Annotated in this window: 16 protein-coding genes; 10 read left to right on the top strand and 6 right to left on the bottom strand. The window is 41.1% G+C overall.

From position 1 onward, the window contains the following. Positions 1-16: 16 nt before the first annotated feature. Positions 17-913 carry a TIGR02285 family protein gene (locus tag ACOQOA_RS01380; RefSeq protein WP_420546880.1) on the top strand — a complete coding sequence of 299 codons (897 nt, stop codon included), beginning with the start codon at positions 17-19 and terminating at the stop codon, positions 911-913. 13 nt (positions 914-926) lie between these two features. Here ACOQOA_RS01380 and speE read toward each other — a convergent pair whose 3' ends face one another. The 4 genes from speE to ACOQOA_RS01360 form a co-directional block, all read right to left on the bottom strand. Continuing rightward, positions 927-1,784, bottom strand: coding sequence for a polyamine aminopropyltransferase (gene speE / locus ACOQOA_RS01375; RefSeq protein WP_420546879.1), 858 nt, complete (start codon positions 1,782-1,784; stop codon positions 927-929). Next, positions 1,781-2,260 (bottom strand): adenosylmethionine decarboxylase, encoded by a 480-nt coding sequence (speD, locus tag ACOQOA_RS01370; RefSeq protein WP_420546878.1) that lies wholly within the window; start codon positions 2,258-2,260, stop codon positions 1,781-1,783. The genes speE and speD overlap by 4 nt, the downstream gene beginning before the upstream one ends. 198 nt (positions 2,261-2,458) lie before the next feature. Further along, entirely contained in the window at positions 2,459-3,154 is a 696-nt protein-coding gene (locus tag ACOQOA_RS01365) for a hypothetical protein (RefSeq protein WP_420546877.1), read from the bottom strand. An 89-nt stretch (positions 3,155-3,243) separates the two neighbouring features. Beyond that, positions 3,244-4,752 carry a hypothetical protein gene (locus ACOQOA_RS01360; RefSeq protein ID WP_420546876.1) on the bottom strand — a complete coding sequence of 503 codons (1,509 nt, stop codon included), beginning with the start codon at positions 4,750-4,752 and terminating at the stop codon, positions 3,244-3,246. Positions 4,753-4,920: 168 nt separating this feature from the next. On the opposite strand from ACOQOA_RS01360, the gene ACOQOA_RS01355 reads away from it, so the two are divergent. The 3 genes from ACOQOA_RS01355 to ACOQOA_RS01345 are packed head-to-tail and all read left to right on the top strand — an operon-like array spanning position 4,921 to position 6,616. Next, positions 4,921-5,334: a response regulator transcription factor gene (locus tag ACOQOA_RS01355; protein WP_420546875.1), complete on the top strand. Its 414-nt coding sequence runs from the start codon at positions 4,921-4,923 to the stop codon at positions 5,332-5,334. 41 nt (positions 5,335-5,375) lie between these two features. Further along, positions 5,376-6,170: an Hpt domain-containing protein gene (locus tag ACOQOA_RS01350; protein ID WP_420546874.1), complete on the top strand. Its 795-nt coding sequence runs from the start codon at positions 5,376-5,378 to the stop codon at positions 6,168-6,170. A 14-nt stretch (positions 6,171-6,184) separates the two neighbouring features. Continuing rightward, positions 6,185-6,616, top strand: a complete 432-nt coding sequence (locus ACOQOA_RS01345; RefSeq protein ID WP_420546873.1) for a hypothetical protein — start codon at positions 6,185-6,187, stop codon at positions 6,614-6,616. On the opposite strand, the gene ACOQOA_RS01340 is transcribed toward ACOQOA_RS01345, so the two are convergent. Beyond that, positions 6,613-7,287, bottom strand: coding sequence for a DUF1826 domain-containing protein (locus ACOQOA_RS01340; RefSeq protein ID WP_420546872.1), 675 nt, complete (start codon positions 7,285-7,287; stop codon positions 6,613-6,615). The two genes, ACOQOA_RS01345 and ACOQOA_RS01340, sit on opposite strands and share 4 nt — an antisense overlap. Positions 7,288-7,499: 212 nt before the next feature. Here ACOQOA_RS01340 and bcp point away from each other — a divergent pair, with 212 nt between their 5' ends. The 6 genes from bcp (at position 7,500) to ACOQOA_RS01310 (ending at position 12,164) form a co-directional block, all read left to right on the top strand. Beyond that, positions 7,500-7,964, top strand: a complete 465-nt coding sequence (gene bcp / locus ACOQOA_RS01335; protein WP_420546871.1) for a thioredoxin-dependent thiol peroxidase — start codon at positions 7,500-7,502, stop codon at positions 7,962-7,964. 39 nt (positions 7,965-8,003) lie between these two features. Beyond that, positions 8,004-8,771, top strand: coding sequence for a response regulator (locus tag ACOQOA_RS01330; protein WP_420546870.1), 768 nt, complete (start codon positions 8,004-8,006; stop codon positions 8,769-8,771). 6 nt (positions 8,772-8,777) lie between these two features. Continuing rightward, on the top strand, positions 8,778-9,584 hold the full coding sequence (locus ACOQOA_RS01325; protein WP_420546869.1) for a ferritin-like domain-containing protein: 807 nt from the start codon (positions 8,778-8,780) through the stop codon (positions 9,582-9,584). A gap of 21 nt (positions 9,585-9,605) precedes the next feature. Further along, complete coding sequence (locus ACOQOA_RS01320; RefSeq protein WP_420546868.1) at positions 9,606-10,241, top strand: LysE family translocator; 636 nt, start codon at positions 9,606-9,608, stop codon at positions 10,239-10,241. 84 nt (positions 10,242-10,325) lie between these two features. After that, positions 10,326-11,258: a DMT family transporter gene (locus tag ACOQOA_RS01315; RefSeq protein ID WP_420546867.1), complete on the top strand. Its 933-nt coding sequence runs from the start codon at positions 10,326-10,328 to the stop codon at positions 11,256-11,258. A gap of 12 nt (positions 11,259-11,270) precedes the next feature. After that, the gene (locus tag ACOQOA_RS01310; RefSeq protein ID WP_420546866.1) at positions 11,271-12,164 is read left to right on the top strand and encodes an alpha/beta fold hydrolase; all 894 of its coding nucleotides are present in this window, start codon (positions 11,271-11,273) and stop codon (positions 12,162-12,164) included. 11 nt (positions 12,165-12,175) lie between these two features. On the opposite strand, the gene prfB is transcribed toward ACOQOA_RS01310, so the two are convergent. Continuing rightward, positions 12,176-13,306, bottom strand: a complete 1,131-nt coding sequence (gene prfB / locus ACOQOA_RS01305) for a peptide chain release factor 2 (protein WP_420546865.1) — start codon at positions 13,304-13,306, stop codon at positions 12,176-12,178. Positions 13,307-13,346 lie beyond the last annotated feature (40 nt).

Raw genomic sequence — 13,346 nt, 5'->3', positions numbered from 1 at the left:
CTCAAGTTAAACTCAGATGAGATTGGTACAAATGATAAGTAAGTTAATAAGAATAAAGAAACTTCTGAACAGCTTTTTTCTTACAGCTCTCTTTTTGTGGAATGTTCCAGCTTGGGCAGAAGAAATAAAATGGGCTCATGTTGACCATCCACCGATGTTCATTAATTCCGGCCTATATGCTGGAAGTGGTTTTGCCGATCAGCAGACAAAATTTATGCAACAAAAACTGAAAGACCAGCAGCATATTGATGTTCCTTCAGACTTTGTGACGATCATGCGTCATTTCGTTCAAAAAGATGACTTATGTACCTTTGGCATTTTCAAAACCAGAGAAAGAGAAAATTTTCTTCATTACACATCTGTTCCCTATGGTAAGCTTTTACCAAGCGGTATAATTGTTGAAAAGCAAACACAGGAAAAACTATCCGCTTTTATTGAACCAGATGGCAGCATAGACCTAAACCGTATCTTATCTGAAACGGAACTCCGTTTTGGATTTAATAAGGGTCGCCGTTATAGCAGCGTTATTGACGATTTTGTCTTACTAAATGCGGATTATGCCCCCGAACGTTTTTGGAACCGTGAGCTAAAACCATCGGACAGCAAGAACTTCAAGCTCCTGAAAGGCGGTAGAATTGATATCACCTTTGGCTATCCTTATGAAATATCATTCTATAATATGGTACAGGGTGTACAAAACGATTTCATCTATATTCCGGTTAAAGGAATGCCCAAATTTGTCGACGTCTATATTGCTTGTAGTAAAACAGATTGGGGCATGAAACAGGTTAATCTGTTTAACACAGTCTTGTTTAACAAGGAAAACCTCGTAAGTCTTGAAAAGTTTTATCTCAATTGGCTTGGAGAAGAAGAACAAAACCTATTTCATATACTAACGAAAAAGGGGCTATAAAAGCCCCTTAATTTTATTCATCCCGCCCTTGCATCAATTCTGTGATATAAGGTGGCAAAGCGAATGATGCCACATGAATTTCCGGGGTATAATATTTTGTTTTGAACCCTTCAGCTTCATAATCTTTGCGAATATCTATCACATCCCGTTTATGCGCATCCGGGTTATGACTTGCCCAGGCTAACGTCATAAAACCCCCGACATAAGTCGGTACAGCCACAACATAGAAGCTCATATAATCGAAATATGGAGACATACGAATATAAGTATTTGTGACTTCATCTGCTTGATAGAATGGTACGCCATTTTGCGTAACCAAAATTCCCTTATCAGATAAAATATTACTGCAATCCTGATAAAAGTCCGCGGTAAACAGAACCTGTCCTGGGCCAATAGGATCTGTAGAATCTACAATAATCACATCAAAGCGATCTTTTGTTTCTTTCACAAATTTTAAGCCATCACCGATCACGAGGTTACAATTGGGATGTTCAAACGCCCCTTTGCTATGGTTTGGAAAAAACTCCTTACTCATATCAATGACAGATGCATCTATTTCCACAATAGTGCATTGAATATTTTTATGACGTAAAACTTCACGTAGGACACCACCATCACCACCACCAATGATCAAAACATTCTTGGCATCTCCATGTGCAAAAATCGGCACATGCGAGATCATCTCGTGATACATAAATTCATCACGGTCTGTGGTTTGAACGATCCCATCCAAGGTCATCATTCGTCCCATATAATCATTTTCAAAGATGATCAATTCTTGATGTTCGGTCTTTTCTTCATACAAAATTTTATCTGCGCGAAAACTTTGATGACATCCCTCATACAGGGATTCGCTGACCCAGCGTGTCATACACCTTTTCCTCGAAGCTGTTCATTAACGTCAACACGTTCTGGTTTAAACGCTTCTTTCAAGAAAGGAACTGTTTTATGCGGATCACAATCCCCACACATAAACACATCTAGCGCTGCATAATTTGCTTCAGGCCATGTGTGAATAGAAATATGAGATTCGGCTAATACCAAGACACCAGACACACCGCCATTTGGCGTAAAATGATGCAAGTGGCAATGCAAAATCGTTGCCCCAGCATCCAGAGCCCCTTTTCTAAGGGTTTCTTCAACCAGTTCAATTTGATCGAGGTTACTCGCGCCCCAAAGATCAATTAACAAATGCGTTCCCGCAAACCGGACACCATTTCGTTCGATAAAGAAATCTTTATCATTTGCAAATTCATTATTTTTGAAATTTTTGCTTACCTGGGTTTCGCCCGATGTAAATTCCACCGGGTCCATCCCCAGTTCGGCGAGGTTACCAACATTCGGCATTTCGTTACCCTTTCCAAACCAGTAGATGGCCGTCGGGATATCCCCAATAGAAACCCGACGACAAGAAGGCGCTCTTTTGCAGCAAATCGAGTTTCATTTCAAGTGAATAATGTATGACACATGAAAAAATAGACCTATTCGATAAAAAGAATACATCTCCATCTCACATAAGAGATTGTTTTTGCTTTATACCCATGGCTACCTTATCGCTAAGTTTACTTCCGACACGACTACCTTCCTTCGCGGATGAATATTGAGGAACTGCTCTATCCGATATATTGAGGGCTCCAGAACTTCGAAGTCTTGCCAGTTATGACGCCTAATCATATCATGTAACCAAGCTTTATCCTCTAAAATTGCTGCCATACGATTATGTGTCATCAACTGATAAATAATCTCCGGCTTAGTATGGATTTGTTCAATGCGCCCTTCAAAAATTGAAGTTACGCTTTCCGGGTGCTCGTATTCATAGGGTAAACCAACAATTGCCTTTTTGTCATTTATAAGGTCTTTCAGCTTCTGGTACTCCCCCTTACGGACAAGCATGCTTAACTCCCAATCAGCAGTTTTGAAATCTGTGCTCAGTAAGCCTTGATGCCCAGGGTCATCCATTAAAATACCATCATAGACACCCGTTTCTATTCCTTTTAAACAACGAACATATGGAACTGGTATAAGATTCACCTGAGTTGTTAATTTGCTACGCAACTCATTCAATAAAGGAACAATACTTCCCTTAACATCACCAGTATCTGTGGTCTCAATAAAAGGCGGCCATTCTTCATAGCAAATATCAATGACATCACCTGCGATCGCAATGTTTTTGAAACTTGCGCTCAGCAATAGAACAATAAAAAGTTCGATAATAATCTGAAGAGATAGAATGCGTTTCATTTGGCACCTTAACCATTTGAAACAATTCTAAAATATAAAAACCTAAAACACCAATATTATTATAAAAATTAATCACTTCATTAGAAAAACTATTGGCTTAAATCGTTTAATTGAGATTGAAGCAGAAAGAGTTTTTCTTCTCTTTCATCTTCATCCTCAATTGTTTCACAATATTCTTCAACAGCGCCTGTCTTATTTAGGTACATCTTTACCAGTTTAGTCGCGGCTGTCTTGCATCGCCCTGAGGTAAACACACCATGCCGCATAAGATCTAATACATAAACACCCTTCTCAGGATCAGAGACTCTCAAGTTTCGGATTTTTTCGAAAACCTGGTTCTTTCTAATATGTCCTTCTTGAACTCCGGCTAGTTTGGAGGCAAATAACTTTGCGCTCTTCACAGGTAAGTTCGCCCGACGCAGTTTTTGTTCCAGAATACCGGGTATACCAAGTTGAACCATCGGTGTATCACCTGCTCTAAAAATGGTTTCATTAAACTCACCATCTAGAATCATCGTGGATAAGTAAGACACAACCCGTTCCTTGTTTTCATCTCCATAGACCAAAGGATAAATTCTCAGTAACTCTTCAATCTTATAAGCTAAAAACTTCTTTCTGCGCGTATATTTATATAAATATTCTTCACCAGTCAGTTTTGCGACACGATCTGTCATGATTGTAACCATGCGCGGGTTATCAAACCAACCACCGGCCTTTTCCATCAAGCGCGCCAATTTACCTAAAGACAAAAGCTCAACAAGTTCTGGTGGAGTATCGTCATCTAAATGCCTATCGAGCGCGACAAGCGGTTCAGGAGAGGCAATTAAGCCGCCAAAGGCTCTTTTCAAGCTCGCACTTGTCATGGGTAAATCTGTTGTAACCACAACAGAATGAAACATAGATATGACTTCACTGGCGTCTTTTCTAGGTTGAGGCTGGGCAATCAACATAGATAAGAGATCTTCCGCGAGTTTGATACGATTATTCTCTTCTGAAAAAATATCTTTGACCGCAATGTCAAACAACAGAAGCTCACTTAATATCGAATCAAGAATGGATATAACAAAAGGCATTTCCGACGCTTTTAGAAGTCCCATCAAACGTACAGCTTTGGTTCCCCAGCTAGGCGACCCGTCAAGATAACTAACGATAGCTGAACAAAAACTTTTATAGGCCTTTAACGCACCGACATCTTCTATCAATTGAGCGGATAATGTATCTACGTCACAGCTTTCCGTGATAACTATCTTTTTCAGTTCTTCAGAAACAAAGTTATTAAGATACTCAGAGTAAAGGCTGTTTAAAGTGTCTTCGCGATCTTTTTCTTCACCACCTAAATGCTTGGCCTGAAGCTCTGCAGCTTTGGAAATAGCAAAATTCAAAAGAGAGCCATTTTTTTCCAATGCGATCTGATTTCGCTTATCAAACATTAATTCAGTTGGCGTGATTTGGTACTTTTCAAAATAAGGCCTTAAAAGTCTGGCCATCATATGTCGACATTGGCTGCGATAAAAATCCTCTATATTACAACATACTGATATACCATTTACTGTTTCGACCCCACCAGATAAACCAATATTCGCTTCAAGTATATTCATAGGGTGCCGAACATAATAATTTATTAATAAATAGAATGCTAATCTTGCACCAAAAGGTTAAGCTTATGCAACACTTTCTCAAATTTTAATGAGAATCTTAACATTTACGGAGAAAAGTTGTATAAGTTTCAATAGACTATAACGAATAATATAAATAGGAATTCTAAGATGGCTGCTGTCCTTCATATTGACGACGACCAACTGCTTCATGAGGTTGTGAAGGAAAACTTAACTGAAATGGGACATGAAGTTCACCATGCAGAAAATGGGAAGATCGGTGTTGAATTAGCGTTAAAACTAACCCCTGACCTTATCTTGATGGATATGGAAATGCCTGTCATGACAGGTTTTGAAGCAACAAAAGCTTTACGTGATGATGGATATGACGGAGTGATTGCTGCTTTAACAGGTACGTCCAAAATTAAAGATTTAGCAAATGCTGTATTGATAGGTTGCGATGATTACATTCCTAAACCTATCGGGGAAGATTTTAAAGAACGTGTTAAAGCTGCGATGGAAAGAGGTCGTATGCGTGATGCTCCTGAAGGGGAAGCCTTGGACGATCAACTTTTTGATGACTAATCAAATTCATTTCTTAAAATATTTTTCACTGGAAAACACTCATGGCTATAGATGAAGATTTACTTGCCCAGTTAAAACTGGACTTCCTTGATCACACAACCGATCAATTGGAAGAAATAGATACGACAATCAACAACCAACTCGCTGGTAATATTCCACCGCAAGATGCCTTGAAAATTATTCGACGCATCATTCATTCGATCAAAGGGCAAGCTGGATCTTTTGGTTTCCCGACAGCAGGCATCATTGCACATCGGTTAGAAGATTTCATAGAAGACGATAAGAAAGTCACACCGGAACTCTCTATCAGTATGCATGCCTTTTTAGATAAAATACGCGAAATAGCTGAAAGCGGGATTGAACCGACCAGTGAGGAAGCCACCGGGATTATGCGTAAACTGCCGGTGAAACGCTCCACCTCCATTCAATCTACAGCCATTGATTTCGACATTCAAACCCATGAAGTCGAGGTCTTATTGGTTACCCCATCCAGAGTATCGGGGAAAATTGTCCGTGAAGAATTGCAAGCCTGTGGGTTCCGTGTTGTACGCGTGCAATTTGCCCTAGAAGCTTTTGAATTTGCCGTTCGATCAAAACCGGATGTGATGATTTTTGCCATGACTTTGGATGAATTATCAGGGTCTGATTTGGCACGTGCCTTTAATGCAATGGTGGCAACTTCCCAGGCGCCTGTTGCTGTATTAACCAGTTTCTCCCTAGATCATCCTGGTCTGCAAGGATTACCTGAAGGCATTTCGGTTATCCGTAGTGGCGCCACCCATTTTCCAGATGATATGGGGGATTTCCTAGCTCGTATTCAAACTGAATGTATGTAGTAAATCAAACATAAATGCGAGAACTTGTTGGAACATATATCAATGGTCGTGGCATTGCGTCAGGACAAAATATCCCCTCTCCATGGAAGGGAACATTGGAGCTTCAACAAGAAGCCATAAAAGAAATTGATCATCCAGACGCGATAGCTGTTTTAAAGATATTAGAAACATGCTTTTGTGGGACTATAAATATTCAGTTCACGCAGATCGAAGCCCGACCAGATTGGCTTTATCTATTACCAAATGTCACTTGGTTTAAGGAAATTGCCCCAGAAAATCTACATTTTCACCCCATAACCATGATTGCGAACGATATAAGTTATAAGGCATTTTGGTATATGGGAGCCAGAAACCTGCATGGAAATATGACCGCTGAAATTCTGGCGCCGTGGATTGATGGTTTAGTAGTCGATGTCTCGCAAATCAAAATCCAGCTGGAAGACTAAGCCACATCCTTAACTTTATCCACGACCTTCATTTCTGATAATTGTGGCTCTAAGACATCATACCAGAAAGAAGGATGATCCAGACGCATCAAGATTGAAGAATGTTCAAAGGCATCATCTGGTGTTCGATGTAATATGCCATCATCCCCACCATAGAATAAAGCAACATCCCACGGCTGCATAAATTCACGCATTGATCCATCTAAAATGATCTCATCATTCTTAGCGCCTTTTTCATAGGCTTTGCGATCTACCGCTTCGTCCGGTACCCATTCAGTCCCCTTACCTGCATAAGTCACCAACATTCGCATCGGTACCTTATCCACATGATATCGACGACATCCGCGCTTTGAACCCAACCAGAAAGCAAGGTTTTCTACCTCCATCACCTCACAGAATTTTTCAATATTCCCTGCCATATCTTTCAACCATGTGTCATAAAATAGATCATCTAAGATAGCTGCAGATATTTCAGGTTGAAGAACCTCTTTTAAATCCGCAAAAGCATAGTCTTTGCGTATTAAAGCCATCACCAATAATGGTTTATTCATCAGCTTTTGAAAGAAACTTTCCGATCCATCCGGACTTTTTCGTTCAACAATGCATAATTGATTTTGGGATGATTTAAACGCCTTTAAATCATTTATATCCCGACTTTTTAACACGGCCATAAATGGATCGATCCTTAACATGTGATTTTATATTAGTTATGTTATAACATCACATATAATATTAAGACGATCTACGCAACTGAAATACAAATTCACAGATGCGATCCTAATTCCTTAAAATATATTCTCAAAAACATTCTTTCTTGAGACATCTAAATAGGATAGATAATCGTAAACTGACATTGGCTCTCAAAATATAAGGATTTAAGATTATGGCTCTTTCTATCGGCGATATGGCACCTGACTTTACGCTTCCTATTCAGGGGAATGGCGAGCTTACGCTTTCTTCTTTGAAAGGAAAGAAAGTTGTTATTTACTTCTATCCGAAAGATATGACACCGGGTTGCACAACTGAATCCAAAGATTTCCGTGATGCACATGATCAGTTTAAGGCTTTGAATACAGAGATTATCGGTATCTCCAAAGATTCTGTGGCACGTCATGATAAATTCATTGCAAAACATGATCTTCCATTCGACCTAGTCAGTGACGAAGAAGGTGAAGCTTGTGAAGCTTATGGTGTTTGGCAATTAAAAAAATTCATGGGGAAAGAGTTTATGGGCATTGTGCGCACCACCTTCTTGATCAATGAAGAAGGAAAAATTGAGCAAATCTGGAATAAAGTGCGTGTCAAAGGGCATGTAGATGCTGTATTAGAAGCGGTGAAGAATTCTTAATTCTGCTTTTAATTCTACTTTCCTGAAAGAGGCAAGAAAATGGCGTCCATCGAATCCTATGATGCACAAGTTGAATCCGAATATGTCGAAGAAACCAGAGAAATTCTGGATGAGATCGACGTGATTATGGAACAATATATCAGCGGAAGCGAAGAAGGACGCCGCCGCTTTGATGCGTTGCTGGGCAAACTTACTGGCTTAAGTATCACCGGACGCTATACTTCACATGCATTGCTAAACGTTACCATGACACGTTTGGTAAATTATCTTGAACAGATTGATCGTCCAGAAACAGCACAGTTTCAAGACATCCGTACATTCTCTGACACCATGCGTGGTATTTTAGATGGTTCTATCCAACATGATGGTTGGGATTTCAGTGAGTTTGTACGTTCCCTTCCCGTGCCACGTCCTGTGGATATGGAAGATATCGAACATCTGGATGTAGAAGTCATGTTGGTCGAAGCTCGTAAGACAGCTGCACGTTTATTTGAACGTGAATTACGCGCATGTGGATATCGCGTGACCACTATTTCAAATCCGCTGGAAGCAATTGCAATGGCCGTACGCACCAAACCTGACTTGGTGCTCTCCTCCGCGGAACTAGATTATATTACTGGCATTGATTTGGCTTGTGCCCTATCTGCAATGCCAGCTACTAAAAACATCCCGTTTGCCTTATTAACCAGCTATGACAAAAGTCATGCGAAATTGGTAGATCTTCCAGAAAATGCGGCGATCTTGAATAAAGGTACAAAATTCGGGGATGATCTGGCGGATGTATTGGAACGTTTCAACATCACCTAAGTTAAAATGACGATCACCGTTTCTAGTTTAACTGAGGCTGCCTATATCGCCTTGATGACGGCTGATGCTGTTGAGAAAGCCAACAGCACACGCCTGTTAGCGGCTAAATGGTCTTCTGGTGATATCACTGATATTGGCAACACATCCTTGCCTGACAGACCTGCGCGTCCAGAGAAGCCGGATTTGAAAGATCCAAATGATGTGCCGCGTCGAAAATTAACAACAGGCACGACCGGACGGTCTGCTCTTTTACATGCAATTGCGCATATTGAGCTCAATGCCATTGATTTGGCGTGGGATGTCGTCGCACGTTTTCCCCATGAGAATATGCCCAAAGGCTTTTATGACGACTGGGTAAAAGTCGCTGATGACGAGGCACGTCATTTCCTGATGATCAACGATCGCCTAAAGGAATTGGGAAGTTTCTATGGGGCTATGGCGGCCCATGATGGGTTATGGCAAGCCTCCCAGAAAACAGCGCATGATTTAAAAGCACGTCTTGCCATTGTCCCACTTGTGTTGGAAGCACGCGGATTAGATGTAACCCCACCCATGTTGATAAAGCTACGCACAGTTCGTGATGATAAATCAGCAGATTGTTTACAAATCATCCATGATGATGAGATCACCCATGTAGCCGCAGGTAAACGTTGGTTTGATTATTTATGCGAAAGAGATAATCTGGAAAAAATCAGCACATGGCAAAACCTAGTGAGACAACATTATCATGGATTTTTGAAACGACCTTTCAACACAGAAAGCAGAGATAAAGCGAAATTTGCTGCTGCTTTTTATGAACCGTTAGCTGATTAAGGTCTTAAAAGGGAAATTGAGATGAAGTTTGAAATCTGGCTTTTATTCATTGCAGTTTGGTCCGCAACGACAATGCCAATTGGGCCCAATGTCATTAACTGCGTTTCCATTTCCAGTAAGCAAGGTTTTAAACATTCATTATGGACAGTTCCTGGCATTGGTCTTGCCGCCATGCTTCACATATCTATTGGATTGACTGGCCTTGCAGCGTTACTTGTCGCGAACCCTGTACTCTTTGACATCATTCGTTATGCGGGCGCCTCTTATATGCTTTATATGGCCTATAAGATGTGGCGTGATAAAGGAATGAAGCTGGAAAATACAGAAATCAAAGCAACAACAGCCTTATCTGTTTTTCGCCAAGCATTCCTAATCTCCTTTTCTAATCCAAAAGCAATCTTGGTGAATGTCGCTATTTTCAGTCAATTTATTGATACAGGCATAGCTTTACTTCCCCAGCTTTTCATCTTACTGCCGACTGCGTTGATTATTGATGCAGCTATCTATGGCGGCTATTGCGGACTTGGAACAGGTATCGGAAAACTACTTGGCAAACCAAAACAGCAACAATTATTTAGTAAAGTGATCGCCGTTTTCTATTTCGCGATTAGTATTGGCTTTCTCACTTATGACCCAGCGTCAACGAAGGCGAAATAAACTTTCATTTTAAGCCCAAAAGGATCAAATGTTTTTCCAAATAGAGGGCTAGAGCAAAACAACCACCTCAAGTAGGTTTCGCATATGAGAGATATACCTGTAACCGAAACTGAACCGGATCATGGCATTTCAAGCTTGGCGATGTTTTTATTAATCGCCTCTCCGATTTTCATGGCCTCCAATATGATTGTTGCCCGCTTTATGGCGGGGGAATTTCCACCTTTTGCTATGGCCTTCTGGCGTTGGGCGATCTGTTTTTTGATCATGCTGCCCTTTGTTGGAAAATATTTATGGCAACATCGTGCGGTCATATGGGCTGAAAAACTTCAACTTGCTATCCTTGGTGCAATGGGCATGGGCGTTTGTGGTGCCTTTGTCTATATTGGCGGACAAACAACGACCGCCACCAATATTGGTTTGGTATATGCATCCTCTCCTTTAATGATTATCGCGATCTCTGCGGCTTTCTTTGATGAAAAACAAAGACCGATACAAATTATAGGTATTATCCTGGGCGCTGTTGGTTTGGTAACCATTGTTGCCAAAGGGGATATCAACGTCCTTTTAAATTTAAACTTCACCATTGGTGATTTGTGGATACTCGCGGCATCTGCCGGATGGGCGGTTTATTCGCTTTATCTGAAATTTCATCCGTCGAAACTTGCGACAACTCCACGTTTGGCAGCTATCATTCTATTTGGTGTCATGGTCCTATTCCCCTTCACCCTCTGGGAGGGCATGACATTCGCAACACCGGAAATCACTCAGAAGAACATCCTCGCTATTCTATTTCTGGCTCTGTTCCCTGCTTTGGCTGCCTATTTAGCTTATTCTAAATTGCAAACATTAGTAACCGCATCTATCGCCGGATTGACACTTTATCTAACACCGATTTCCAACAGTATAATGGCATGGATTATCCTGGATGAAGGTTTTCAAACATTCCATTGGATCGGAAGTGTCTTTATTTTGTTTGGCCTGTGGATGACCACAATGAAGAAGAAAAAGAAACAATAAATGAGGCTCAAGATGACAGATCACGTTGCTGCACTTTTTCCAAATTTTGAAAAGAAATATGCAAAAGTTAATGGCGTTGAAATATGTTATCGAATAGGCGGAGACGGTCCTCCAATATTACTACTTCATGGTTTCCCTCAAACCCATGCTATGTGGCATCCCATCGCCGATCAACTTGCGAAATGCTATACTGTTATCTGTGCTGATCTCCGTGGTTATGGTGATAGTAGCAAGCCCGAAGGTGAAGCTGACCATAGCAATTATTGCAAAGTAGAGATGGCAAAAGACATGGTCAGTCTGATGTCATCGCTGGGATTTAATGAATTCCAATTGATAGGACATGATCGCGGTGGACGTGTGTCTCATCGCCTTTGTTTAGATTATCCATCACATGTGAAAAAAGTAGTCATTTTGGATATTATTCCAACGCTCACTTTTTTTGACAGTGTGACGCAACATACGGCTGAAGCCTATTATCATTGGTTCTTCTTGACGCAGAAAAAACCGTTTCCAGAAACTTTAATCGGAAATAGTAAAACCGAATTCCTTGAAAAAACATTACATGGATTAGGGTCAACACAAGCCAGTTTTACTACAGAAGCAATAGCTGAATATCATCGCTGTTTCACGGATGAAAACATTCATGCAATCTGCGAAGATTATCGTGCTGCTGCAACAATTGATCTACTACATGATCGTGCCGACAAAGAAAAACGCATTCAATGCCCCACTTTAATCCTGTGGGGTGAAAATGGTTTCATGCATAAGAACTATGACTTTGTGGCCGCTTGGCGTGAAAAAGCCAATATAGTCACGGGACATAGTATTAAAGCTGGGCATTTTCTTGTTGAGGAAAATCCAGATGCAACTTATGACGCCATTAAAGGGTTTCTTTGTGACGAATAAATAAAGATATCTTAATCGATATCTTCGATTGAATCACCTTTACCGCCTTCAAGTTTTAACGCAAGTGCCGCTTCCAAATATGCATCAAGGTCGCCATCTAAAACGCCTTGGCTATTACTTTTCTCAACACCAGTACGAAGATCTTTAACCATTTGATAAGGTTGTAATACGTAAGAACGGATTTGATGTCCCCAACCGATTTCGGTTTTTTCCATATATTCACCTTGCGCTTCCGCTTCACGGCGTTGCAGTTCTTGCTCATATAAACGCGCTTGTAACATTTTCATCGCAGTTGCGCGGTTCTTATGTTGCGAACGATCGTTTTGACATTGCACCACAATACCTGTTGGAACATGCGTGATACGAACCGCAGAATCTGTTGTATTTACATGCTGACCACCGGCGCCAGATGCGCGATATGTATCAATACGTAGATCACTTTCTGCAATATCGATATCAATGTTGTCGTCAACTTCCGGATATACGGTCACGGAAGAGAAGCTTGTATGACGACGAGCCTGACTGTCAAATGGGGAAATACGCACCAAGCGATGCACACCGTTTTCAGTCTTCATCCAACCATAGGCGTTATGGCCGGCAATCTTCAAAGTCGTGGATTTGATGCCCGCTTCCTCACCAGCACTTTGTTCCATCGTTTCAACTTTATAGCCTTTACTATCAGCCCAACGTGTATACATACGCAACAAGATAGACGCCCAATCGCAGCTTTCAGTACCACCTGCACCCGCATGAATTTCAAGGAAACAGTTATTAGAATCCGCCTCTCCGGAAAGGAGACTTTCAAGCTGCAGTTTCGCTGCAATGTCACGCATGGCTTCAATCGCGGTTTCCGCCTCAATGATCATATCTTGATCATCTTCCAACTCCGCCATTTCGATGAGCTCGATATTATCATCCAACCCGTTGGCGAGTTCTTTATATCCAGTCACCTGACTATCAAGTGCGGCGCGTTCCTGCATCACTTTCTGCGCTTCGTTGGAATCATTCCATAAATTGGGATCTTCCACGCGCGCATTCAATTCCAATAGGCGTTTTTCGGATACATCCAGATCAATATGTTTGCTCAGCAGCTCCAGAGACTGTCTGATTTCATCGACCATGGATTGAATTTCGGCACGCATCTGGCGTTACTCCTACTACCTATTAAACTGATTACAAAAA

The sequence above is a fragment of the Curvivirga sp. genome, assembly GCF_965219885.1.
Lineage (GTDB): Bacteria > Pseudomonadota > Alphaproteobacteria > UBA8366 > Aestuariispiraceae > Curvivirga.
This window is presented reverse-complemented; position numbering and strand designations above follow the sequence as displayed.